22 protein-coding genes are annotated in these 24373 nt (G+C 69.0%); 13 read left to right on the plus strand and 9 right to left on the minus strand.

Annotated elements, in window-relative coordinates:
* Nucleotides 1–33 precede the first annotated feature (33 nt).
* The 3 genes from SK854_RS34000 to SK854_RS34010 are packed head-to-tail and all read left to right on the plus strand — an operon-like array spanning nucleotide 34 to nucleotide 1968.
* The gene (locus SK854_RS34000) at nucleotides 34–324 is read left to right on the plus strand and encodes a hypothetical protein (protein WP_319979215.1); all 291 of its coding nucleotides are present in this window, start codon (nucleotides 34–36) and stop codon (nucleotides 322–324) included.
* Nucleotides 321–1163 (plus strand): ATP-grasp domain-containing protein, encoded by an 843-nt coding sequence (locus SK854_RS34005; RefSeq protein ID WP_319979216.1) that lies wholly within the window; start codon nucleotides 321–323, stop codon nucleotides 1161–1163. Before SK854_RS34000 ends, SK854_RS34005 begins: the two co-directional genes overlap by 4 nt.
* 19 nt (nucleotides 1164–1182) lie before the next feature.
* A complete protein-coding gene (locus SK854_RS34010; protein ID WP_319979217.1) occupies nucleotides 1183–1968 on the plus strand; it encodes an alpha/beta fold hydrolase in 786 nt (261 codons plus the stop codon).
* Here the strand turns inward: SK854_RS34010 and SK854_RS34015 are convergent.
* Complete coding sequence (locus SK854_RS34015) at nucleotides 1954–3531, minus strand: solute symporter family protein (protein ID WP_319979218.1); 1578 nt, start codon at nucleotides 3529–3531, stop codon at nucleotides 1954–1956. The genes SK854_RS34010 and SK854_RS34015 overlap by 15 nt on opposite strands.
* The gene (locus SK854_RS34020; protein ID WP_319979219.1) at nucleotides 3528–3938 is read right to left on the minus strand and encodes a DUF485 domain-containing protein; all 411 of its coding nucleotides are present in this window, start codon (nucleotides 3936–3938) and stop codon (nucleotides 3528–3530) included. The genes SK854_RS34015 and SK854_RS34020 overlap by 4 nt, the downstream gene beginning before the upstream one ends.
* Nucleotides 3939–4272: 334 nt before the next feature.
* Here SK854_RS34020 and SK854_RS34025 point away from each other — a divergent pair, with 334 nt between their 5' ends.
* The 8 genes from SK854_RS34025 to SK854_RS34060 all read left to right on the plus strand — a co-directional run bounded on the left by SK854_RS34025 (nucleotide 4273) and on the right by SK854_RS34060 (nucleotide 12164).
* A complete protein-coding gene (locus SK854_RS34025) occupies nucleotides 4273–6885 on the plus strand; it encodes a sensor histidine kinase (RefSeq protein ID WP_319979220.1) in 2613 nt (870 codons plus the stop codon).
* Complete coding sequence (locus tag SK854_RS34030; protein WP_093601335.1) at nucleotides 6882–7301, plus strand: roadblock/LC7 domain-containing protein; 420 nt, start codon at nucleotides 6882–6884, stop codon at nucleotides 7299–7301. The genes SK854_RS34025 and SK854_RS34030 overlap by 4 nt, the downstream gene beginning before the upstream one ends.
* A gap of 78 nt (nucleotides 7302–7379) precedes the next feature.
* Nucleotides 7380–7841 carry a DUF742 domain-containing protein gene (locus tag SK854_RS34035; RefSeq protein WP_319979266.1) on the plus strand — a complete coding sequence of 154 codons (462 nt, stop codon included), beginning with the start codon at nucleotides 7380–7382 and terminating at the stop codon, nucleotides 7839–7841.
* A gap of 79 nt (nucleotides 7842–7920) precedes the next feature.
* Nucleotides 7921–8439: an ATP-binding protein gene (locus tag SK854_RS34040; RefSeq protein ID WP_319979221.1), complete on the plus strand. Its 519-nt coding sequence runs from the start codon at nucleotides 7921–7923 to the stop codon at nucleotides 8437–8439.
* A gap of 183 nt (nucleotides 8440–8622) precedes the next feature.
* The gene (locus tag SK854_RS34045; RefSeq protein WP_319979222.1) at nucleotides 8623–9189 is read left to right on the plus strand and encodes a Uma2 family endonuclease; all 567 of its coding nucleotides are present in this window, start codon (nucleotides 8623–8625) and stop codon (nucleotides 9187–9189) included.
* A gap of 57 nt (nucleotides 9190–9246) precedes the next feature.
* Entirely contained in the window at nucleotides 9247–10533 is a 1287-nt protein-coding gene (locus SK854_RS34050; RefSeq protein ID WP_319979223.1) for a DUF5919 domain-containing protein, read from the plus strand.
* A gap of 53 nt (nucleotides 10534–10586) precedes the next feature.
* Complete coding sequence (locus tag SK854_RS34055) at nucleotides 10587–11051, plus strand: GbsR/MarR family transcriptional regulator (RefSeq protein WP_319979224.1); 465 nt, start codon at nucleotides 10587–10589, stop codon at nucleotides 11049–11051.
* Nucleotides 11052–11060: 9 nt separating this feature from the next.
* Nucleotides 11061–12164: an ankyrin repeat domain-containing protein gene (locus SK854_RS34060; RefSeq protein WP_319979225.1), complete on the plus strand. Its 1104-nt coding sequence runs from the start codon at nucleotides 11061–11063 to the stop codon at nucleotides 12162–12164.
* On the opposite strand, the gene SK854_RS34065 is transcribed toward SK854_RS34060, so the two are convergent.
* Genes SK854_RS34065 through SK854_RS34075 form a run of 3 tightly spaced genes read right to left on the minus strand, consistent with a single transcriptional unit; the run spans nucleotide 12143 to nucleotide 14741 of the window.
* Nucleotides 12143–13060 (minus strand): COX15/CtaA family protein, encoded by a 918-nt coding sequence (locus tag SK854_RS34065; RefSeq protein WP_319979226.1) that lies wholly within the window; start codon nucleotides 13058–13060, stop codon nucleotides 12143–12145. The two genes, SK854_RS34060 and SK854_RS34065, sit on opposite strands and share 22 nt — an antisense overlap.
* 20 nt (nucleotides 13061–13080) lie before the next feature.
* Nucleotides 13081–13839: an ABC transporter permease gene (locus SK854_RS34070; RefSeq protein WP_406601863.1), complete on the minus strand. Its 759-nt coding sequence runs from the start codon at nucleotides 13837–13839 to the stop codon at nucleotides 13081–13083.
* Nucleotides 13836–14741 (minus strand): ABC transporter ATP-binding protein, encoded by a 906-nt coding sequence (locus tag SK854_RS34075; protein WP_406601869.1) that lies wholly within the window; start codon nucleotides 14739–14741, stop codon nucleotides 13836–13838. The genes SK854_RS34070 and SK854_RS34075 overlap by 4 nt, the downstream gene beginning before the upstream one ends.
* Nucleotides 14742–14975: 234 nt before the next feature.
* On the opposite strand from SK854_RS34075, the gene SK854_RS34080 reads away from it, so the two are divergent.
* On the plus strand, nucleotides 14976–15518 hold the full coding sequence (locus tag SK854_RS34080) for a DUF998 domain-containing protein (RefSeq protein ID WP_319979268.1): 543 nt from the start codon (nucleotides 14976–14978) through the stop codon (nucleotides 15516–15518).
* A complete protein-coding gene (locus SK854_RS34085; RefSeq protein WP_319979228.1) occupies nucleotides 15515–17500 on the plus strand; it encodes a glycosyltransferase in 1986 nt (661 codons plus the stop codon). The genes SK854_RS34080 and SK854_RS34085 overlap by 4 nt, the downstream gene beginning before the upstream one ends.
* A gap of 116 nt (nucleotides 17501–17616) precedes the next feature.
* Here SK854_RS34085 and SK854_RS34090 read toward each other — a convergent pair whose 3' ends face one another.
* The 4 genes from SK854_RS34090 to mptB form a co-directional block, all read right to left on the minus strand.
* Entirely contained in the window at nucleotides 17617–18459 is an 843-nt protein-coding gene (locus SK854_RS34090) for an oxidoreductase (protein ID WP_319979229.1), read from the minus strand.
* A 93-nt stretch (nucleotides 18460–18552) separates the two neighbouring features.
* Complete coding sequence (locus tag SK854_RS34095; RefSeq protein WP_319979230.1) at nucleotides 18553–19089, minus strand: TetR/AcrR family transcriptional regulator; 537 nt, start codon at nucleotides 19087–19089, stop codon at nucleotides 18553–18555.
* A complete protein-coding gene (locus tag SK854_RS34100) occupies nucleotides 19086–22742 on the minus strand; it encodes a patatin-like protein (RefSeq protein ID WP_319979231.1) in 3657 nt (1218 codons plus the stop codon). The genes SK854_RS34095 and SK854_RS34100 overlap by 4 nt, the downstream gene beginning before the upstream one ends.
* A gap of 71 nt (nucleotides 22743–22813) precedes the next feature.
* Nucleotides 22814–24361 (minus strand): polyprenol phosphomannose-dependent alpha 1,6 mannosyltransferase MptB, encoded by a 1548-nt coding sequence (gene mptB, locus SK854_RS34105; RefSeq protein ID WP_319979232.1) that lies wholly within the window; start codon nucleotides 24359–24361, stop codon nucleotides 22814–22816.
* Between the last annotated feature and the right edge of the window lie 12 nt (nucleotides 24362–24373).

Here is a 24373-nt window from a genome sequence, read left to right on the forward strand (position 1 = left end):
ACTGAAGCTACCCGCTGGTTTTACAGTGTGGGTGTGTCTGATCAAACCACTCAGAAGCGCATCGCCGAGTTCGTGCGGGCCCACGGCAAGCCGGGCACCGCGGTCAGGGCCGTCGTGGAACCGATCGGCCGGGCCGGCGCGCGGATCGTGCTGGTCGGCGCGGACGGCGCCATGGGCGACGTGATGACGAAGGACGTCGAGTCCGCCACCAAGGCCGTCGAAGCCGCCGACAACGTCGAGCAGTCCGAATGGGACCGCGAGACCACCGCCGCCACCAAGATCGGCTCCGGCCACCGCCGCAAGATGGCCAAGATGCAGTCATGAGGGTCGTGCTCGCCTCGTGCGACGGTCTGCCCGAGGGCGACGGCGACGAGGAAGCGCTGGTCGCCGCCCTCGTCCGGGACGGCGTCGACGTGTCATGGCAGCCGTGGGGCGGCGCGGTCGACGCCGACCTCGTGGTCCTGCGCGCGACCTGGGACTACCCGGACCGCCTGGACGCCTTCCTGACGTGGTGCGCCGGCGTGCCCGAGCTGGCGAACCCGGCCTCGGTCGTGCGCTGGAACATCGACAAGTCCTACATGGCCGAACTGGCCGCGCACGGTGTCGCCGTCGTGCCCACCGCCGTGGTGCAGCCGGGGGAGACCCCGGTGTTCCCGGACGGCGAGTTCGTGGTGAAGCCGGCGGTCGGCGCGGGTTCACGCGGTGCCGGCCGGTTCACCGACCACGCGTTGGCCCAAGCACACCTCGATGCGATCGGCGTCAAGGCGTTGGTGCAGCCCTACCAGTCCAGTGTGGACGCGAACGGCGAGACGGCGCTGGTGTTCTTCGCCGGCGAGTACTCCCACTCGTTCCACAAAGGACCGATGCTGGCACAGGGCCTCGGCGAGGCGGCGTCCGGTCTCTACGTCGAGGAGCGGCTGAGCAGCATCGAGCCCTCTGAAGGTCAGGTCGCGCTCGCGAACCAGGTCCTGGACGTGGCAGCCGAGCTGCTCTCGTTGCAACGCAGGGACTTCCTCTACGCCCGCGTGGACGTCGTCGAGGGCCCCGGCGGCGAACCGCTGCTGCTCGAACTGGAGCTGACCGAACCGTCGCTGGGCTTCAAGCTCACGACCGCCGAGGCCGCCTCCCGCTTCAGCAAGGCGATCCAGGAAGCCGCGTTCTAGTTCACGTTACGGTCGGATGATGACCACTGCGAACGTCAACGGCATCACCATCGGCTACGACGACGAAGGCACCGGCGACGACGTGCTGGTGCTGGTGCACGGCCATCCCTTCGACCGCTCGATGTGGCGCCCGCAGGTCGAACACTTCAGCGCCGCCGGCTGGCGGGTGATCGCCGCCGACCTGCGCGGCTACGGCGAGACCACCGTCGTTCCCGGCATCACGCCGCTGGACGTCTTCGCGTCCGACGTCGCGGGCCTGCTCGACCACCTCGGCGTCGAGCGGTTCGTGCTCGGCGGCCTGTCGATGGGCGGGCAGATCGTCATGGAGTGCGCGCGCACGTTCCCCGAGCGTCTGCGCGGCCTGATCCTCGCCGACACGTTCGCCCAGGCGGAGACCGAGGACGGCCGCCGGAACCGCAACGCCATGGCCGACCGGCTGCTGCGCGAGGGCATGTCGGGCTACGCCACCGAGGTGCAGTGGAAGATGGTGGCGCCGCACAACCCGGCGGTCGGCGAGTTCGTCGCGCAGCTGATGCACAACGCACCGCCCGAGGGCGCCGCAGCGGCGTTGCGAGGCCGCGCGGAACGTCCCGACTACACCGAGACCCTCGCCAGGATCACCGTGCCGACGCTGGTGATCGTCGGCAGCGACGACGAGTACACCCCGGTCAGCGACGCCGAGTACATGAGTGAGCGCGTTCCTGGCTCGACGCTGGTCGTGGTCGACGGCGCCGCGCACATGCCGAACCTGGAACGCCCCGAGGTGTTCAACAAGGCGGTGGAGGAGTTGCTAGCGCAGGCCTGACCCGATGCCGGTCAGCCCGCGCACCTCCATCTCCGCCTGCTTGGCCGCGTCCGCGCGCTCGCCGCCGAGGATCGTGCCCAGGAACCCGGCCAGGAACGACAGCGGGATCGACACGATGCCGGGGTTCGACAGCGGGAAGATCGCGAAGTCGGCGTCCGGGAACACCGACGACTTCGAGCCGGAGATGGCGGGGGAGAACGCGATCAGCAGCACGCACGAGGTGAGGCCGCCGTAGATGCTCCACAGCGTGCCGCGCGTGTTGAACCGCTTCCAGAACAACGAGTACAGCAGCGTCGGCAGGTTCGCGGAGGCGGCCAGCGCGAACGCCAGCGCGACCAGGAAGGCGACGTTCTGGCCGTTCGCCGCGATGCCGCCGACGATCGCGAGCACGCCGACGCAGACCGCGGTGATGCGCGCGATCTTGACCTCCTCGCGCGGGTCGGCCTCGCCGTGCTTGATCACGTTCGCGTAGACGTCGTGCGCGAACGAGGCGGAGGCCGTCAGCGTCAGGCCGGCGACCACGGCGAGGATCGTGGCGAACGCCACGGCGCACACGATGCCGAGGAGCACGGTCCCGCCGACCTGGAACGCCAGCAGCGGCGCCGCCGAGTTTTCGCCGCCGGGGGCGCCGGTGATCTTGTCCGTGCCCACCAGTGCCATGGCGCCGAAGCCGATGACCAGCGTGCACGAGTAGAAGATCGCCATCATCCACGTGGCCCACACGACGGACTTACGCGCTTCGCGGGCGTTCGGCACCGTGTAGAAGCGCATCAGCACGTGGGGGAGCGACGCGGTGCCGAGCACGAGCGCCAGTGCGAGGGAGATGAAGTCGATTTTCGACAGGTCCGAGGCGCCGTACTTCACACCCGGAGACAGCACGGCCTCGCCCAGCGGTGAGCGCTGCGTCGCGCGGTCGAGCATCGAGGAGAAGTCGAAGCCGAACTTGCCGATCAGGAAGATGGTCAGCAGCGACACGGACAGAAGCAGCAGCACGGCCTTGATGATCTGCACCCACGTGGTGCCCTTCATGCCGCCGACCAGCACGTACAGCACCATGACGATGCCGACGACCGCGATGATGATGGCCTGGCCGATCTTGCTGTGCACGTCCAGGAGCAGGGCCATCAGGCCGCCGGCGCCCGCCATCTGCGCGATCATGTAGAACAGCGAGATCACCAGGGTCGCGTTCGCCGCGGCCGCGCGCACGGGGCGCTGGCGCATGCGGAACGCCATGACGTCGCCCATGGTGAAGCGGCCGGTGTTGCGCAGCCGTTCCGAGATGAGCATCAGGCCGATCAGCCAGGCGACTACCCACCCGATCGAGTACATGAAGCCGTCGTAACCGTTCACGGCGATCGCGCCGGAGATGCCCAGGAACGACGCCGCGGACAGGAAGTCACCCGAGAGTGCGATGCCGTTCTGCGTGCCCGTGAAACTGCTGCCCGCCGCGTAGTAGTCCGACGCGCTGACGTTTCGCGTCGACGCCCGATACACGATGTAGAGCGTCAGCAGCACGAAGATGCCGAAGACGGACAGGTTGATCGCGGTGTTCGCCCCGGTCACGCGAGCTCCTCGTCGGTTTCGACGAGCGCGCGCACCTTGTCGACCTGAGGGTCGAGCTTCCGCTTGGAGTAACGCGCATACGCCATTGTGATGATGATGGTGGTGACGATCTGGAGGAATCCCATCGTCAAGCCGACGTTCACTGTTCCGAACAGCGGAGTGCTCATGAAGTCGGCGGCGTAAGCCGATAGCAATACGAACGTCACATACCAAGCGAGGAACAGCAGCGTCGCCGGGAGAATGAAGCGCTTGACCCGGCGCTTCAGAACGAGGAAATCCTCGCTCGTTTGGAGGGCACCGAAATCAGGCTCACCGTCACCATCTATGAGCAATGAGTGAGCAGGCTCTTCAAAAGTCGCGAAACCGGGGGTGGCCGGGCGTGACACGGAGGGCAGCGCCTTCGTCATCAACCGCTCGCATTCGTTACGGGGAGTGCCCGGCGAGGCTCTGCGCGGAAGGCGCGTCCGGTCCGGGGGTGGGAGGCGCAAGCGTAACCACGCGTGGCGGCGAGTCAATCCCTGGAACGCGCATGACCACCCCAAAAGGTCGGTCGTCACAGCGGGTGATCGATCGTGCACGCCCCAGGTCGTTGTCGCGTCACGCTCTCTGGCCTACTATCCGCTAACACCCGATACGGCTGATCGAGATATCGAGCTGCGGGGGTCTCAAGCTCGCGGGGATTCACCAGGCCAGGAGGTAGCCGATAGTGGGGCACTTCGAGCGCGCCTTGGGGACCATTTCGTGAATGTCGAGTGGAGAAAGATCAGCGACTGGCGCAACTGGCGCCTGCCGGTCAAGCTCGGCGTCGTGCTGCTGGTGCCGGTGGCCGTCGCGGTCGGCGCGGGCGCACTGCAGATCTCCGGGTACGTGGACCGGTCCGACAACTACGTGCAGATGCAGGGCCTGGTCCGGCTCAGGGCGGATCTCGCGCCGCTGATCTCCAGCGTCCAGCAGGAACGCACGCTCGCCGCGCAGAGCGCGACCAGCGGTTCCGGTGTCGGCGCCTACCAGAACCAGATCCGCGCCACCGACAACGCCGCCTCGACCGTGCGGCGCCGCGTCGACCGCACCGAGGGCGTCGGCGAGGTCGCGCGCACCCGCTTCGCCGAGCTCGGCGGTCAGCTGGAGACGCTCAAGAACCTGCGCGACAAGGTCTCGCAGGGCGGCGACGGTGGCGACCCGTCCGGCGGCACCACCGGCTACACGGCGATCGTGAAGTCGTTGCTGGACTTCGAACAGGCGCTCGTCGGCCAGTTCAACGACAACGCCATCTCCGGCACCGCGCAGGCGCTGCACAACATGGTCATCGCGCAGGAGCAGGTCTCGCTGCAGCACGCGCTCGTCTTAGCCGGGATCGGCCGGGGCAAGCTCCTCGGTCCCGAGGTCCGCGCGCTGGAGCAGTCCGACATCCGGCTGCAGGACCGTCTCAACGACTTCCAGGCCATCAGCACCACCGAACAGCGCCGCGCCTACGACCAGACCGTGACCGGTGCCGCCGTGGCGAACCGCTCCGCTCTCGTCGAACGGGCGCTCACCCAGCCCGACGGCACCCCACCGCCCCCCACGCGCCCCGGCCAGCCCAAGCCGCCGCAGGAGTTCGGCATCGCCGTCGACGACTGGAACAAGTCGTCCGGCACCACCGCGCGACTGATGGAGCAGGTCGGCCGCGAACTGCAGGACGAGCTCGCGAACACCGCAGCCTCGCTGCAGGACGACACGTCCAACAAGGCCGGCGCCGCCGCGGTCATCCTGCTCGCGATGCTGTTGATCGCCGGCACGCTCGGCTTCGTCATCGGCCGCTACCTGCTGCGTTCGCTGTCCGAGCTGCGGCGCTCCGCCCTCGACGTGGCGCACCACCACCTCCCCGAGGTGGTCGCCGCGATCCGCGCCGACCGCGCGCCGGACACCACGATCGAACCGGTGCCCGTGCACTCCGTGGAGGAGTTCGGCCAGCTGGCGCGCGCGTTCGACGCCGTGCACGAGCAGGCCATCCGGTCCGCCGTCGAGCAGTCGTCGCTGCGGTCGGGCATGAAGAACATCTTCGTGAACCTGTCGCGCCGCTCGCAGGGCCTCGTCGAGCGCCAGCTCAAGCTCATGGAGGAGCTGGAGCGGCACGAGGAGAACCCCGAGCAGCTCGCCAACCTCTTCAAGCTCGACCACCTCGCGACGCGCATGCGCCGCAACAACGAGAACCTGATGGTGCTGTCCGGCACCGACGTCGCCCGCCGGTTCCACCAGCCCGTGCCGCTCGCGGACGTGCTGCGCGCCGCCGCGTCGGAGATCGAGCACTACCAGCGCGTCGTGGTGAAGTCGACGCCGTCGGTCGAGATCGTCGGCTACGCGGCCAGCGACCTCGTGCGCCTGATCGCGGAGCTGCTGGACAACGCCACCGCGTTCTCCGCGCCCGCCACCCAGGTCATGATCGGCTCGCGGATCGACCAGCAGGGCGCCGTGCTCGTCGAGGTCGCCGACCAGGGCATCGGCATGGGCCCGGCCGAGCTCACCGAGGCCAACGAGCGGCTGTCGGCCGGCACCGAGGACGACGTGCCCGTGTCCCGTCAGATGGGCCTGTTCGTCGTCGGCAGGCTCGCGGGCCGTCACGGCATCACCGTCCGGCTGCGCGGCGCGGGAGAGGGCCGTGAGGGCCTGCGCGCGTTCGTGCTCGTGCCCGCGGAGCTCGTGCGCTCGCACGAGGAGGCCCCGGCGCCGTCGCAGCCGCGGCACGCCGCCCTGCCGCAGCCGAAGCCGGCGCTGGCCAAGCAGCCGCACGTCGTCGTGAAGACGCCGAACCTGGCGCCGCCGCCCGTGCCCGCCCCGGCCATCGACCAGCCGCGCGAGTCGGCCGAGTGGTCGTCGTTCCGCGGTGCCGCGATCGACGAGTCGTTGCCCCAGCGCACTCCGCGCCCCGCTTCGGCCGAGTACAACGGCGTGCCGGCCGCGTCGCCAAATGAGACGACGTCTTCCTGGTTCAGGGGTACCGGAGTCTCGGGCGAATCGGTCAACGGTGATCATTCGCCGGCGACGACCCCACCTGTATCGTCACCGTCGGTAGTGGCGTCGTGGTTCGGGAAGAAGCCCGGCGGGACGGTCTGGGAGCAGGCGGGAGACCCCGCCACGGATGCCGGGGAGACCGACGCCGGGTTGCCGAAACGGGCGCCGCGTAAGAATCTGCTCCCCGACCTCGCGGAACGTCCCGAGAACGGCACACGCCCTGCCACGGGCCCGAAGCGCGATCCGGAACGAGCACGGGGCTTTCTCGCCAGCTACCAGACGGGCCTGCGTCAGGCGCCGCTCGGTGGCAACGGGAACGGAAGAGGCCAGGGGAACGGCCAGTACAACGGGGAGAAGGCATGAGCACGCCTCAGTCGCGCCAGGTCGACCAGTTCGGCTGGTTGATCACGAACTTCACGGATCGAGTGGCCGGTGTCGCCCACGCGATCGTGATCTCGGTGGACGGCCTGCTGCTCACCAAGTCGACGGGTCTGCCACCGGACCGCGCCGAGCAGCTCGCCGCGATCTCCTCCGGTGTCACGGCACTGACGATGAGCGCTTCACGTTGCTTCGAAGGTGGCGGAGTGTTGCGCACCGTGATCGAGATGGACTACGGGATCATGCTTCTCATGTCCATTCGAGACGGGTCTTGTTTGGCGGTTCTCGCCGCCCCCGACAGCGACGTCGGTCAAGTGGCCTACGAGATGACCGTGGTCGTCGACCAGGTGGGCCAGATCCTCACCCCCGAACTGCGAGCACAGCTGCACAGCGTGAGGTGAACCATGAGCTCGTCCCCTGACGCGCACCGACGACGAAGGCGGGCAGAAACAGCCGCCGAGCAGACGTTCGCCGACCTGATGAACGGGTTTTCCCTGGACTCGGGCCGAAAGCGGGCGCGCACGCCGGACCCGGTGCCCGCGCGGGAAGCGACTCCCGTTGTACCGCAGGAAGACTTCGAGCCCTCCATTCAGGAGGTTCAGGACTCGTCGATCGTTCGTGCATATGCCTGGACGGGTGGGCGCACTCGGTCCAACATCGACCTCGAGATCGAGACACTTGTCTCCGCCAATGATCAGAGTCGGCATTCGGCAGGTATCTTGCAGGCTGAGCACCAACGCGTTGTCGAGCTGTGCCACTCCCCGCGATCCGTCGCGGAAGTGGCCGCACTGATGCGGCTCCCGCTGGGAGTCGTGAAGGTGTTGCTCGGCGACATGGCGGAACGAGGTCTGGTGGACGTGCACCAGACCGCTTCCGCAGGCGGTGACACGCCGGACCTCGGGTTGATGGAGAGAGTGCTTAGTGGACTACGTCGGCTCTAGATTTCCCGAATTCGGCCCTCCTGGGCCGCCCGGTCGGGAGCTGACCTCGGCCAAGATTGTCGTCGCCGGTGGCTTCGGCGTGGGCAAGAGCACTTTCATCAGGTCCATCGTGGAGAACGATCTCCTGACGATGAACGCACTGCCTCCAGAACGCGCGGGTGCCGTGACGGAACTGGTGCGCATCCAGTTCGGGCGCGTGTGGCTCGACCCCGGCCTGGCGCTGCACCTCTTCGTGGCCCCGCAGTGGCAGGACCCGCGCGCGGGCTGGGGAGACGTGGTGCGCGGCGCCGTGGGTGCCGTGGTGCTCTTCGACGTGATGCGCCCCGCGGACTCCGTGGACGCGATGCGGTACTTCGAAGACCACAACATTCCGTACGTGCTCGCGCTGAACAACGTGCACGCGTCCGTCCGAGCGGACGTGAAAGCCATCATTCGCGGCATGGGCATCTCGCCCGACGTGCCGGTCGTGAACTGCGACCCGCGCGTCCGGCTCTCGGTGCGGGAGACGCTGATCTCGCTGACGGAGCACGCGAAGCTGGACCGGTGGCGCCGGCGGGCAGGGCCCGACGAGACGACTCCGCTCGCGCCTGTCTGCTGACTTGGAGTTTCTCGCAGCGATAGCTCTTTCTGGTTGTTCGGCCCCAAGCGACTGGCGTTGGAAGGCCTCTGCCTTCTAGCGTCAGTTCTCGTGGGTCGTCGTTGCCGTGGCAATGGCGGACGCACGTGCCACACTGAAACTGTGGGTCGACCAGAGTCAGAGAGCCAGTCAAGGGGTGAGGCAATGACCACCGCGCGGCGTCTGGACGGCTACACGCTGGACGACTGGGAGAGTCTTGACCCCCAAGAGGGCCGTCGCATCGAGCTGGTCGACGGGCGGTTCGTCGTGAACGCCGCGCCTGCCATGAGGCATCAGCGGGTAGCTGACCGGCTCCAGACCCTCCTCGACGCGGCTGTCGCGCGCGAGGGCATGGAAGCGCTGACCGCGATCGCCGTCCGCCTCGACAGAACTCTCGGCTACATCCCTGATGTGGTCGTGACGTCGGAATTCATCGACGCGGGTTCGGTCGATGTCCGGGACGTGACGCTGGTCGTCGAGGTGGTCAGTCCGTCTACGAAGAAGAACGACAGGCTGGAGAAGCCTGCGGCGTTCGCGGCTGCAGGCGTGGAACGCTACTGGCGCGTGGAGATGGTCGGTGTCGTCGATCCGACCATTTACTGCTACGAGTTGGACGAAGGCGCCTACTCGTTGGTGGCGACGTTGACCTCCGGTGCGGCAGGGACAGTGGCGATCACCAGCACCGTGTCGGTGACGTTCGACCCAGCTGATCTGACTCGGGGTCGTCGCTGAACGGATCTTGGCCGATCTTGCTGACCGCCGTGGGGCTCCAGCCGTAACCTGCCCACCGTGAGCGACAGAGGGTGGACCAAGCGAGTCCGGGCGTTCGTCGCCGACGACAACCTCGACCTCTACCTCCTCGCCTTGGTGGGCCTGGTCTTCACGATCCTCGGCATCACGGGGCTGGTCGGTCTCGACAAACTCGCCTCGGCCGTGCTCGCTCTGCTGGCCATCCTCGCGTTCTCCCAGATCAAGTCGAGGAAGCTGACCCAGCAGATCACTCGTGCACGGACAGGCGCGGTCGTGTTGCGGACGGAGTTCCCGCCGGACCTGATCGAGCGGCGCGCGGCCTCGTCGGACATCCTGCTGATCGGTCTCGCCATGACGAGGACCGTCCAGGGCGAGCGCACCGACCTGCCCGCGATCCTGAAGACCGGTGGACGGGTGCGGGTCGCGGTCCTCGACCCCACCAATGAGTCGCTCATGGAGACGGCGGACCGGTACCGGTCGCATCCGCAGGGTGTGCGGCAACTGGTCACACGGATCCAGGCCACCCTCGACGACCTCTTGGCGTTGCGCGAGCGGCATGGCGGCCGGCTGGAGATCCGGGTGCTGCAGAGCATTCCGTCGGCGGGCTTCAACTGCCTGGACAGGGACAAGCTGAACGGTGTTGTGTGCGTGCAGCACTACGAGTTCCATCCGGAAGGCGAAGCCACGCCGATCATGGCGCTCTCCCGGGACGACGAGCCCTGGTACCGGCACTTCGGCGATGAGGCCGAGCGATTGTGGGAGTCAGGGACCACGTGGCCGCTGAGCGCCGAGGAACGGTCGGCGCGGGCGGTTCGCCCCGCGTTCAGCGAGGATTTCGGTACGGACCTCGCCGAGCGGCTTGATACCGCTGACGAGGTGCTGATCACCGGTGTCGCCAGGGATCACTTCGTGAACTCGCAGTTCGGCAAGCTTGAGGCACGTCTGCGCAACGGACAGGTGCTGCGGTTTCTACTCCTGGATCCAGTCTCGCCCGTCGTGGACGTGGTGGCGGCGCGGAACTATGCCGGACGTTCCGGCGAAGCGGCCAGAGAGAGAATTCGCAACAGCCTTCGCCTGCTCGGCGAGCTGAAACGGCTCACCGACGGGAATCTCTCGGTGAGGCTGACGAGCTATCCGCTGTCCACCTGTGTGTTCGCGGTGGACAGCACGCGACCGAATGCTGCCGTGTACGCGGAGTACTACACCTATCGGGCTGCGGGGGAACCCAAGTTCGTCCTGCATCCCGGAGACAGCTTCAGCTTCTACTCGTTCCTCGACGAGGCGGAAGCCTTGTGGGCAGAAGCCGAGCCGCACGCGTTCGATTGACGTTGACAAGATCGCTACGATGATTTCAGTGTCGACCGAAAGGGATCACTGAGATGAGCGTCGGACGCGAGACCCGCCTGTCCGCCTGGATCGAGCGGTTCGCGGCCCACTTCGCCGAGGAGGGCATCCCGCTGATCGGTGGCCGCATTCTCGGCTACCTGCTGGTGTGCCAGCCGGTGGAGCGCACCGCCGCGGAGCTCTCACAGGAGCTGGAGGCGAGCAGCGGGTCGATCAGCACGAACCTCAAGTACCTGGTCAACGTCGGCCTGGTGACCAAGCGGACCCGCCGAGGCAGGCAGGCGGCGGAGTACCGGATCAACGAGAAGGCCTGGACGGACTTCATCCAGCGCAAGCTCAACGCCATCGCCAGCGTGCAGACGCTGACCGAGGACGGCATGCGGTTGCTCAGCGGTGATCCGGAGCGGTCGATGCGGCTCAGGACCGTCGACCACATCTACGGTTGGCTCTCAGAGGAACTGCCCGCTTTGTGGGAGCGCAGGCCCGCCTCGCCGAAGTAGCGTGGTGCCATGTGGCACCCGTTTCGCGACGACATCGAGTACTACGAGGAGCGGGCCAGGGGATTGCTGGCCTCCGCGTGGGACGGCGTGCCCGGTGCGCTGGAGGTCTTCGACGACGTGCCGCTGACGGACGAGGGCGCGCACAGCGTTCTCGCCCAGGCCCACGGGTGTGAGGATTGGAAGGCGCTCAAGGCCAACATTCGCAAGCCGCGGCCGTTCGCCCGTGCCTACCAGGCCATCGAGATGCAGAACCCCGGTGAGCTCAAGGCGATCATCACGCGTGACCCGTGGCTCGTGAAGGCCAGCGGTACCAACGGCAACGACCTGCTCGGGCTGGCGACGGCCAAGTGCGACGAACGCCTGGTCGAGGTGCTGCTCAACGACGGCGCGGACATCGACCACCAGAACGTCCACGGCTGGACGGCGTTGCACCAGGCGGCCTACGCGAACCTGCCGAACCTGGCCGAACTGCTGCTCGCCAAAGGCGCCCGCACCGACCTGGACGCACGGGGTGAGGGCGGCACACCGCTCACGGTCGCGTTGTTCTGGGGAAACAAAGACACCGCCGAACTCCTGGCGCGGCACGGAGTTCACCCGGCGAACCTGCGCACGGCGGCAGGCCTGGGCGACCTGGACCTGGCCACCGAACCTGAAGCGAAGCGCGGCTACTACCGGCCCCACAGCGGTTTCCCGCGCTGGTGGCCGACGAACGACCCGCAGGAAGTGCTCGACGAGGCGTTGTCGTGGGCCGCCCGCAACGATCGCACCGAGATCCTGGGCGACCTGCTCAAGCGCGGCGCCAGGATCGACGCGGACGTCTACCGCGGCACGGCGCTCGCGTGGGCGGCCTGGTGCGGGCTGGAGAACGCCACCCGCACGTTGCTCGACCTGGGCGCGAATCCCAACCAGCGCACGGGTTTCGGCGGGCCGATGCACGGCGAGGGCGTGACGGCACTGCACCTCGCGGCCGAACGCGGCCACCTCAAGGTCATCCGCATCCTGCTCGACGCGGGCGCCGACAAGACGATCACCGACGTGAACTTCGAAGCCACACCGGCGAACTGGGCCGGCCACAACGACCAGGGTGAAGCTCAGGCCTTGCTGAGCGCCTGATCGTCGGAAGCAGGCAGTTCGACCTCGTGCGTGCGCTCGCGCGACGACGTCCACAAAGCAGCCGTGGCAACGACAACAGCACCGGCGCCCAGCACGTGGATCGACACCAGCACCTCGGGCACGCCCGTCCAGTACTGGACCATGCCCAGCGCGCCCTGAGCGAGCACGACGCCGACCAACGTCCAGTAGGAGCGGGTGCGGGTGAAGAACCCGACCGCGATCAGCAGGCCGAGGAACAGGAACAGCAGGTCCGCGTGGATCTGCGCGAGCGTCGCCACCTCGACGCCCAGGCGTGGCGTCGACGAGTCACCGGCGTGCGGGCCCGCGGCCGTCACCCAGGTACCCGCCAGCAGCAACGCGCCCAGCACCACGGCCATGACGACCTGAAGCTTCATCAACGGCGCCGGCACCTTCAGCCGGGCAGGGCCGTCGCCCTCGGACAGCGAGCTCACGAGCAGCACGGCCATCCACACGAGGCCCATCGAGATCATGAAGTGGATCGACACGGTGTACCAGGCAAGGCCCGTCAGCACGGTGATGCCGCCGACGACCGCCTGCACGGCCACACCGACGAGCTGCACGAGCGAGAGCACCAGAACCCGCTTGCGTCGAGGCAGGTGAAACCACGCGGCGAGCACGCACAGGCCCGCGATGACGCCGACGACACCGGTCAGCGTGCGGTTGCCGAACTCGACCCACTGGTGCAGGGCCGCGACCTCGGGGTGTTCCACCGGGACGACGCTGCCCTCGACGCACTGAGGCCAGGTCGGGCAACCGAGGCCCGAGCCGGTCACGCGGACGATCGACCCGGTGACCGCGATTCCGGCCTGCGCGATGACGACGGCAATCGCGAACGCGCGCTGCCAGGACACGAGGAAGGCGGTCAGCTTCGACACGCCCCTGATGGTAGGTCTCGTCAGGTAAGACGAGTCGTCCGGGTCGCCAAGGCGCCCGCGACAACACCCCAGGCCACGAGTACTGCGACGGGGCCCACACCAGGAGCGGTGCCGTGCACCACAGAGGTTTCCAAAGCCTGGGCCAGTGCGGCGGACGGCAGCAGGTGCACGAACCCGACCGGCACCGACAACGCCACGCCGCCGACCATCAGCAGCACGAACCAGATGATGTTCGCCAGCGCCAGCACGATCTCGGCCCGCAGCGCACCGCCCAGCAGCACGCCCAGCGCACCGAACGTCAGCGTGCCCAGGACGATCAGCAGCACGACCCACGGCAGCCCGGCCAGCGGGAAGCGCCAGCCCAGGATCAACGCCGTGACCCCGAGCAGCACGATCTGCAAAGCCACCACGACCAGCGCGCCGCAGACCCGGCCGGCGACCAGCAGCCACCGGGGCAGCGCCGAGGCCGAGAGCCGCTTCAGCACGCCGTAACGCCGGTCGAACCCGAGAGCGATGGCCTGCCCGGTGAACGCCGACGAGATGATCGCCAGCGCGAAGATCCGCGCCGTCGCCGAACCCACGCGCGGCTCGGGCATCGGGATCACCGACATCAACGACAACGCCACCAGCAACGCCAGTGGGATGATCACGGTCAGCAGGATCTGCTCGCCGTTGCGCAACGTCAGCATCGCCTCGGTGCGCGCGTGCACGAAGAGCATGCGCGGCAACGAACCGCGGCCGGGCGCGGGCTTGAACGTGCCGGGAGCGAAGGTGGTCACGAGCGCAGCTCCCTGCCGGTCAGCTCCAGGAAAACGTCTTCGAGGCTGCGCTTGGCCACCGTGAGCTCCTCGGCCAGCACGCCCTGCTGCGCGCACCACGACGTCACGGTGGACACGACCTGCGGGTCGATCATGCCTTCGACGACGTAGGCGCCCTTCGTCGCTTCGCGCACCTTCAGGCCCTCGGGCAGTGCGGCGGACAGCAACGTGAGGTCGAGACCGGGCCGCGCGCGGAACCGCAGCTGCTGGTCGTCCGGCCGGTTCGCGGTCAGCTCGGCGGGTGAGCCCTGCGCGACCACGCGGCCCTCGTCGATGATCACGACGTTGTCGGCGAGCGCCTCGGCCTCGTCCATGAGGTGCGTCGTCAGCAGCACCGCCACGCCGTCGTCGCGAAGAGCCCCCACGAGATCCCAGACCAGACGGCGTGCCTGCGGGTCCATGCCCGCGGTCGGTTCGTCCAGGAACACGAGCTCAGGGCGTCCGATCAACGCGCACGCGAGCGACAGCCGCTGCTGCTGGCCTCCGGACAGCCTCTTGTACGGGGTGCGGGCCGCGCCGCCGAGCCCGAGGATCTCGATCAGCCACTTCGGATCGAGCGGGTTGGCCGCACACGCGGCCACGAGGTTCAGCATCTCCTCGGCGCGAATGCCGGGATAACCGCCACCGCCCTGCGGCATCACGCCGATCCGCGGCCGCAGCGCCTCGGAACCCGCCGCCATGCCGAGCACGCGCACCGAGCCGTCGTCGGCCGAGCGGAAGCCCTCGCAGATCTCGACGGTCGTCGTCTTGCCCGCGCCGTTGGGCCCGAGCAGGGCGAGAACGGTGCCGGGCTGCTGAACGAGGTCGAGGCCGTCGACGGCGGTCTTCGAGCCGTATCTCTTGACCAGCCCCGACACTTCCACCGCAGGCTGGGGATTCGGGCTCACGAGCACGCAGCCTAGGCGGTCCGGGCGATCCGCACGCACCTGGGTCATTCGGCCTATTCCTGAAGCGCAGCTGAAATAGGTAGGGCTAGCCCTACCCCGGTGACTCAGGGACACCTCAGGGTCCCCTCGGGGGAGTTCCCCATTGGTTGATCACCGCGTTCGCAAGAGACTTTTCTCGTGATCCAAGCGGGGGAGAAAAGACGGGGACTGGTGGTCGGGGGGCTGGTGTTCTCACTGGTTCCGATTTTCTACCTGCATGTCGTGTCGGCGGGTCAGCTCAACCCGGTCACGGACGTGATCAGCGACTACGTGTTCGTGAACAACGGCACGGGCTGGCTCGCGGCGACGTCTCTTAGTCTCGCGGCCGTTTCGGCGTTGCTCGCCGTCAACCTGCGGGGTGTAGGCAGGTCAGCGCAGTGGCTGATCGGCATCTGGTCGGCGGGCCTGACCGTGTCGACGATCTTCCCGACCGATCCGACGGGAGCACCGACCTCGTTGTCCGGCTACGTCCACCGGTACGCGGGAGCGGTCATGTTCATGGCTCTGCCCGCGGCCGGTGTGCTCATCGCCCGCAAATTTCCGGCTCTGCTCGGTGTCGCAATAACGGCGAGCGTGTCGAGTGCCGCGTTTCTGGTGAGTCACGTTTCCTTCGCCGGTTTCGAGGCGCGCGGACTTACGGAACGCGTTTTGTTCGCATCCCTTTATGGACTCCTTTTCGCCATCGCGGCACTACAGGTGAGGCGCACCTCATGACCATGCTCGCCATCACGCTCGCCGTGTTCGGTGCCGTGTGCTTCGCCCTGGCGGCCCGCCTGCAACACGATGCGATCGCCGAGACCGGTGCACGCGCAAGCGTCCTGAAGCAACCGCGATGGCTCGCCGGGTTCGCGCTGCTCGTCGGCGGTGCCGCAGTGCACGCGGCCGCGCTCGGCATGGCGCCGTTGACCGTCGTGCAGCCGATCGGTGTCCTCGCGATCGGCATGACCGCGTTGATGGACCGCCGTTTCCGCGAGTTGCCGGCGATCCTGCTCACGACCGTGGGCGTGGGCGCGTTCGTGTTGCTCGCCTCGGGCAGTGCGACCGCGACCAAGGTCGTGCCGGACATCGAACTCACCTCCGGACTCGTGGCTCTCGGCCTGATCGCGGTGCCGGGTGTGATCGCAGCCCTTACGTCGAACGCACGCGTTCGCGCTGTGGCGTTCGCATCGGCCGGTGGCGTCGCGTACGGGTACGTGTCCGTGCTGATGCGCGCCGTCTCACAGTCGGTGCAGCAAGGCGGTTTCGGGCTCTCGCACCTCGCGTCCGTGCTCGGCATCGCCCTCTCGCTCGCCGTCGGCGGCTGGCTGGTCCAGCACGCCTACGCGGGCGGACCTCCTCATCTCGCCGTCGCCTGCCTGACCGTGGTGGACCCACTGGTCGCGGTCGGCCTCGGCGCCTTCCTGCTCGGCGAAGCAGCGCATTTGTCTCCTTTGACCGGTGTCGCGCTGTTCGCCTGCGCTCTCGCCGCTGTTTGCGGCGTGTTCGCACTTGCTCGTCAACCTCGTGAAAACATCCGAACGGAGCTTCTCGTGAACACCTCCAGCGCGCTTCGCGTCGTCATCGCCGCGGACACGTTCCCGCCGGACGTCAACGGTGCCGCGCGGTTCGCGCAGCGCCTGGCGGTCGGTCTCGCGGAGAACGGCCACGACGTCCACGTCATCGCCCCGGACTCGCCCAGGGCCACGGAGATCCCCGGCGTCACGGTCCACCGGCTTCGTTCGCACCGGCTGCCGTTCTACCCGGACTTCCGCTTCTGCCTGCCGTGGCAGGCGTCGAAGGAAGCCGATGAACTGGTCAAGGCGCTGAATCCGGACGTCGTGCACGTCCAGGCGCACTTCGTGGTGGGCCGGTTCGTCCTGAACTCCGCTGTCGCCCAGGGGATTCCGACGCTCGCCACGAACCACTTCATGCCGGAGAACCTGTTCAGCCACGCCCACCTGCCGAAGTTCCTGCAGGGCATGGCCCGCAGGTTCGCCTACCGCGACCTGGCCCGCGTCTTCGGCCGCGCCGACGTCGTGACCGCGCCGACCCCGCGCGCCGTGCAGCTGTTGCACGAGAGCGGTTTCCCCGAACGCGCGGTGCCCGTCTCGTGCGGCATCGACATCGCCCGATACCAGCGCACGGTCACTCACAACGACCGGCCGACCGCGTTGTTCGTCGGACGGCTGGACGAGGAGAAGCGCGTCGACGAGTTCCTGCGCGCCCTGGCCCGCGTGCCCGGAGCGTTCGGCGAGATCGTCGGCGACGGCACGTGCAAGGCCGAGTGGGAGCTGCTGGCCCGCGACCTGGGCATCACCGACCGGGTCCGGTTCCACGGCTTCGTGTCCGAGGACGACCTGCTCGACGCCTACGCCCGCGCCGACCTGTTCGTCATGCCCGGCGTCGCGGAACTGCAGAGCCTCGCGACGATGGAGGCGATGGCCGCGGGCAAGCCGGTGATCGCCGCGAACGCCATGGCGCTGCCGCACCTCGTGCACCCCGGCCGCAACGGCTGGCTGTTCGAGCCCGGCGACGTGAACCAGCTGGCCCAGCGCCTGCACACGCTCGTGCACGACGCGCCGATGCGGGCCAGGATGGGCGCCGCCAGCAGCGAGATCATCTCGCACCACGCGCTGGCGACGACCCTGGAGCGCTTCGAGGCGTTGTACGCGCGGGCGATGGGCCAGACGGTTCCGGTCATCGCACTGGCTGCCTGAGGTTCAGAAGGGGGAGGGACTTGGCCTGACGGGGAATCGGGGGGTCCGGCCTGAGGTTTCGGACAGGGGGAGGGGCCCGGCCCGGCGGGGGATTCGCCGGGCCGCCGGGGCCGGGGTCAGCGTTCGTCCGCGGGGAAGTCCGCGGAGGCGCTGACCTCGGCCCATTTCCGCGTCTCCGCACTCCTCCCGGCCTCCGCCGCCAGCACCGTCTCGACGGCGGCGGCGCCCAGCACCAGGCGGCGCGGCGGCTCGTCCGAGGCGACGACGTCGAGGATCACCTGCGCGGCACGGGCGGGGTCGCCCGGCTGCACGCCGTCGGTCTCGTCGCGGAACCGGTTGATCGCGCCGACGGTCTCCTCGTAGTCGGGGCCGACCTCGTGGCGGACCATCGAGGAACCCTGCCAGTCGGTGCGGAACGCGCCCGGTTCGACGATCACGACCCGCACGCCGAACGGCGCCACCTCGCTTCCCAGCACCTCGGAGAAGCCCTCCACCGCGAACTTCGCGGTCTGGTAGGCGCCCATGCCCGGCGTGCCGCCCGCGCGGCCGCCGACCGACGAGAACTGCACGAAGGTGCCGGAACGCTGTTGCCGCAACACCGGCAGCGCCGCGCGGGTCACGTTCACGACGCCGAACAGGTTCGCCTCGATCTGGGCGCGGAAGTCGTCCTCGGTCGTCTCCTCGATGGGGGCGCTGTTGGCGTAGCCGGCGTTGTTCACGACCACGTCGAGCGAGCCGAACGCCTTGACGGTCTGCTCGACCGCCAGGCGGGCCGCATCCGGGTCGGTGACGTCCAGCGCGAGCGCGCGCACCCGGTCTCCGAACCGTTCCACCAGGTCTTCGAGCTGCTCCGGCCGCCGCGCCGTCGCGACGACACGGTCACCCGCCACTGCCGCGGCCTCGGCGAGCTTGCGCCCGAACCCCCGCGACGCTCCGGTGATGAGCCACGTCTTCGACATCGTCCGCTCCTTCGTAAGTGTCACTCTCTATGACACTTACGACGCGGAAGGCAGCCCGAAAATGCCCGGCGCGGGCATGGCCTCGGTCACAGGTCAGGCGCCCACACCGTGCAGGAACGTCTCGATCACGAGTGCGGCGGCCGGACCGGGCTGGAGCGCGGGCATCTCCTGCGCGACCGTGTGCAGCTGGGTCTGCAGCATCCGCAACGTCCAGCCGGCGGGCAGGCCGGACGCGATCACGCCCGCCTCCTCGGCGCGGCGCAGGAAGCCGTCCATCCGCTCGTCCAGTTCCTCGCGGCGCCGCTGGATCGCCGGATCGGTCACCGCGCGGATGTCGACGGGCCAGTCGCGGCTGAGCCGGATGCCGCCCTCGGCGAACGCCAGCAGCGCGTCGCGCACCGGGCGTTCGCCGGAGAAGGACTCGTCGATCAACGCTTCCAGTCGATCCAGCCGCGCGCGGTAGACCGCCAGCAGCAGCTCCTCGCGGGAGTCGAAGCGCCGGTAGACGGTCCGCTTGTCCACACCGGCCGCGGCGGCGACGTCGCTGATCCGCGCGAGGGGATCCGCCGAGAACACCCTCGCGGCCGCCCGCAGCACCGCTTCGGCGTTGCGTGTCGCGTCGGCCCTCATCCGCGCGCCCTGAGCTTCTCCCCGATCCGTTGCGCGACGAGCAGACCGGCCTGGGAGAGGGTGAGCTCGGCGGGGTGCTCGCCCTCGCCCTTCACCAGGAACCGGTACAGCGAGGCATGCCCCTCCAGCCGTTCGCGCAACGTCGCCGCGACGTCGCAGCCGTCCGGGTAGATCGCCGGAATAGCCTCGGCCACCAGCTGCTCGCGGATCCGGCGGCGCTCGATCCGCGGCACGTACCAGGACGTGATCAGCAGCAGCGTCAGGCCGAACGCCAGCGCGGTGCCGATCACCGCCTGCCAGCCCCACCCGCGCGGCCCGATGACCAGCAGCACGTCGGCGATCGCCAGGTAGACCACGCCGTAGACCACGGCCCAGCCCGCGGTCGCCGCGGCGGGAGGCTCCGCGCGTTCCGTGCCCCACACGCCCTCGACCCGGCGCCAGCGCTGCAGCGACTTGCCGCTGGACAACGCCATGTAGATCCCGAACGCTCCACAGAGGACCGTTGCAGGGATCACCAGCCACGGCTTGGTGTGCAGCTCGAACCGCCACACCGACCAGACCATGCCCGCGACCACCAGCACGACCGCCGCCTGCTTCCAGCGGCGCTTGATGATCTGCCACGGCCGGAAGTCGGCCAGCACGGCCAGCGGCGTGCGGATCGGCGCGGGCAGCGAACCGAGCACCAGCAGGGCCACGACGACGGCCGCGACACCGGCCACCGTGATCGTGCCGGTGGTGATCTCCGTGCCGTCCTCGGGCATCCGTTCGACGGCTATGGCCACCAACGGGATCACGGGCGAGAGCAACACCAGCCCGTGCAGCATCGTGCCGCTGCGCAGGGCCGCGTAACCGAAGGCGGCGAGGAGGCTGGCCGCGCCGATGGCCGCGCCCGGACCCGCCGCCCACGCGGGCAGCATGCCGAACAACGCCATCACGACCAGCGCGCCGCCGACCGCGAGCCCGAGCAGGCCCAGGAACTGCGCCAGGTTGCCGCCGCGGGTCAGGCCGGTGATCGTCCAGTAGGGGAGCAACGCGGCCCCGCGGACCACGCGCGTCACGGGGCGGACCGCGGCGAGCCCGGACCGTTCGGAGTCGGCGACCGTGACAGCGACGGCCGCGGCGTTCGCGGCCGTGCGGATCATCTGGTCCGACGCCGCTTCCTGGGTGAGGGGTTCACGGCCGATGCCCGCGCGGTCGAAGGCGTTGAGCGCCGACATGCCGAGCGTGACCGTGTGCTCCTGCGGGTATTCCAGGCGCCGCAACAGGTCCGCGTGCTCTTCGAGGAACAGCTCGCCACGCGAACGCCGGTCCGCGCCGTCGCCGCGGTCGGCGATGATCGCGGCCCGCAGCCGGGGGAGCTCCTCGCAGATGATCCGCCAGTGCAGGCCCCACGCGGCCAGCTCGGCGAGCTTCATCGACGACGGCGACAGCTCGTTGTCGGTCTCGTAGATGCCGCAGAGTTCCTTCTTCGCTTCCTCCGCGCACACGGCGACCTGCACAGGCATTTCCAGGCCGAACATCGCCGTGACGACCTGGTCGACCACGGCCCCCGCTCGTTCCTCCGAGGTGCGCTGGTCGCCTTCAGGCCGTCCGAGGAGGTCCATCCGCCGCAACCGGCGCGGGTCGAACAGCACGCGGCACAGCATCGTGGCGCCGTCGAGACGTCCCCAGATCCAGTCGTTGACCCGCCACGACCGCTTGAGGAACCCGGAGAACCGCGACAGCGACGCCCCACCGGCCTTGTCGTCGGCCGTGATCGACTGCCGCGCGAACGCGTTGCGCGTCTGCAGCGACACCTGCACCAGCTCGACCGCGGTGTCCAGCCCGGTCGAGCTGTCGTCGGACAGGCACGTGCCGGCGATCTCCAGTGCGAGCAGGCGACTGAGCCACCGTTCGCCGTCGTCGAGCCCGGCCTCCGCCGGGGTGGCCGCGGGGTCGAGCAGGGCGTGCCAGCAGACCAGGCCGCCGAGCTTCAGCCGGCGCTCGTCGAGCTCCCCGAGCACCTTCCGCGCGGCGCCCACGATCCGGCCGATCTCGGCGACCTGAGCCTTGACCTCCAGGCCGAGATGCCCGTCGATCAGGTGCTCGTGGTAGCTCGCGAGCCTGCCGGTCCAGTAGGTCTCGCCGAGCGAGTCGGACGGCTTCCAGTCGAACAGCTCGGTGCGCAGCCGGCGCAGCTCCGCGCGGACCTGGTGGAGTTCGCGGCGGACCTTGGTGATCTCCTCGGCCTGGCTCTCGTCCACCACCCACACGAGCCGCTTGAGCAGGTCGAGTGCCGACGCCCCCAGGCGTTCGGCCATCGTGATGCCCCACTCCCAGCCCACGTCCTCGCGGCACACGACGCCCGGCAGCTTCACGCCGGGCACGTACGGCAGCACGCCGTGCAGCTTCTTCCACTTGCGCTGCGCGGTCTCCGCGGCCCGGCGCGCCCGTTCGAACGACCAGTTCGCCGGATTGCCCTTGGGCAGCGCGAACTGCTGCGCCGTCACCTGGCGGGCGGCCAGCCGGATCTCGATGTCCTCGTAGTGGCCGAAGAGCTTGTCCGCGAGCGAGTACACCTCGCCGACCACGTCGTCGCCGCCCGCGTGCAGGCGTTCCAGCAACGACATCCGGCCGCCCCTGCTGCTCGCGGCGCGACGGTTGTGCTCCTCGATCTTCTCGACGTAGGTCCTGTTGGCCTGGCTGGACATCGCGCCCAGCAGCTTCCCGCCGGACCCGACCGTCGTCATGCTCTTGTCGATCATGTCGGCCACCGGCTCGGAGCCCAGCGGCTCGGCGTGCGGGAAGACCAGCAGCATCACGCGGCGCACCGGACCGTCCGCCGGCATCCGGTCGATGGCTTCGAGGGCCTCCTTGGTCGGCGTGTTCACGAGAACACCGCCGTCGACCGCGAACCGGCTGCGGTCACCGCCGTTGGCCCAGCTGGCGACGTCCGCCATGTCCGGGCGGTCCGGCGTCGCCTGGCCGCCGACGGGGATGAAGCTCGGCTCGAAGGCGAACGGGAAGCTGGCACTGCTGCGGGCCGCCAGCGCGAGCTGCAGCACGCGGTCGTTCAGCGTGGCGGGCGTGAAGTCGTCGCGGGTGTCCTCGGAGACCCAGGCGTACGGGTCGCGGCGGAACGAGAACGAGCCCTGGTGCACCGACTGGGTCAGCGGCTGGCCCAGGTCGTCGTAGGTGATCGCCGGAACGCCGCCCAGCAGCGTGGTGGTGATCCGCAGGTCGATCGGGCGCTCGTCCGGCTCGGTCGGCTCGAAGTCCGCGGTGAGCCGCGCCAGCGCCTCCTGCAGCCGGGGGAGGAAGAACTCGTCGCCCTTGAGCAACGACGCCGGCTGGCCGCGGAACGGCGTGCGCAGCAGCTGTTCCATCCGGCCCTGCTCCGCCCAGAGATCGCGGAGCCTCGTCAGGTCGGCCTGCTTGTTGACCTGCGACAACGCCAGCGCGGCCCCGTTGATGCCGCCCGCTGACGTGCCCGCGATGACGTCCGCTCTGGCCGCGCAGCCGACCAGGTCGAGCAACGGCTGGTAGACCGATCCGGGCCTGGTCAGACGATCGAGCTCCAGCACGACGCCGCCCATCCAGACGGCGAGGCTCACGCCCCCGTTGAGCACGACAGCGAACCGGACCTCTTCGCGCGACATGGGTTGTTCTGACATGACACGCCACCCCCTCCGGCGACGATCTTCCTCTGCTGGTCACTCGTCCGCCGGGAGTTCGGGGTTACCGGTCAGACGTGCCCGCCACCGGCCGGGTCCGCCTTCAGGAACGGCCCGACCCGCTTGCGCGCGATCAGCACGCAGATCGCGAACGTGATCACCGCGCCCGCGATCGCCTGCGGCACGGTGTACGCGCGCCCGTCGAACGCGGACCCGGTCGGCGGCAGGATGATCGCGATGATCGCCGAGGTCACCATGGCGAACATCCGGAACTTCGGCCCGACCACGGCGGTGGCCAGCGGGATCGCCGCCCACAGCACGTACCAGGGCTGCAGCACCGGCCCGAGCACCAGGATCGCGCCGAGAGCCGCGCCCAGGCCGTTCATCGCCTTGATCCGCCCCTTGAAGCTGCGCCACAGCAGCACGACCGTGATCACCACGGACACGCCCTGCCCGAGCATCCTGGTCAGCGAGATCATCGCCTCGGTGTGGTTGCCGAGGCCGAGCATGATCCCCGTGCCGGCGCCCAGGAAGCCCAGCGCGGTGGGCGGCGACATCCACGACTTGACGGTCGACGCGACGTTCAGCGTCTCGACCCAGCCGAACCCGAACCCGGTGCCGAGGCAGATCACCACCACCCCGACCCCGGCTATGACGGCCATGATCCCGGCCACCAGCGCCAGGTGCTTGAGCTGCCCGCCGAGCTTGCGCGCCACCATCACGCCGAGGAAGCCCAGAGCGGCCATCGCGGGGATCTTCACCATCGCGCCGCACACGATGACCCCGGCGCCCAGCGCGATCCACGACCACTTCAACGGTTCCAGCCCGCGCATCGCGAGCTCCAGGCCGACCAGCATCAGGCCGAGCGCCAGGCCGTCGTTGTGCACTCCGATGACGATGTGGAACAGCACGAGCGGGTTCAGCGCGCCCAGCCACAGCGCGCCGACCGGCGGCACCCCGAACCGGGCCGCGAGCCGGGGCAGCGCCCACACGATCATCCCCAGGCCGACCAGCACCAGCAGCCGGTGCACGAACACCCCGGAGACCACGTGGTCGCCGGTCAGCATCGCGGTCAACCGGCCGAACGCCAGGAACAGCGGCCCGTACGGCGCCGGCGTCTCCCGCCAGATGTTCGGCACACCGCGCGTCAGCACGTGGTCGACGCCCAGCGCGTTGGCCGGTCCCAGCTCGTACGGGTCGAGCCCGCGCGCCGCGATCTCGCTCTGCGCCAGGTACGAGTACACGTCGCGGGAGAACATCGGCACGCAGAAGACCAGCGGAACGGTCCACATCAGCAGCGTGCGGTCCATCTGACCGCGCGAGATCAGCCGCGGCCGGCCGGGCTTCACGAACCGGCCCAGCGCGAGCCAGGCCGACACGATCATGAAGATGCCGGTCCAGACGACCCCCATCGCGACACTGGGCATCCTCGAGAAGAGCCCGAGAACGGGCACGCCGTAGAGCGGCGAGTAGATCGGTGCGGCCCCGCCACCCAGGGATCCGACGGTCAGCAGCAACGCGCCGATGGTGCCCCAGCGACGGACGATGTCCAGCTGGCGACGCTCCCGACCGTTCAAGAGGTCGCTCTCCGGAGTTACAGCTCCGCCGTTCGTGGACATGTCAGGAGGGTA

Origin of the sequence: Lentzea sokolovensis, from assembly GCF_033949975.1 — a bacterium.
In the GTDB taxonomy this organism is placed as follows: Bacteria; Actinomycetota; Actinomycetes; order Mycobacteriales; family Pseudonocardiaceae; genus Lentzea; species Lentzea sokolovensis.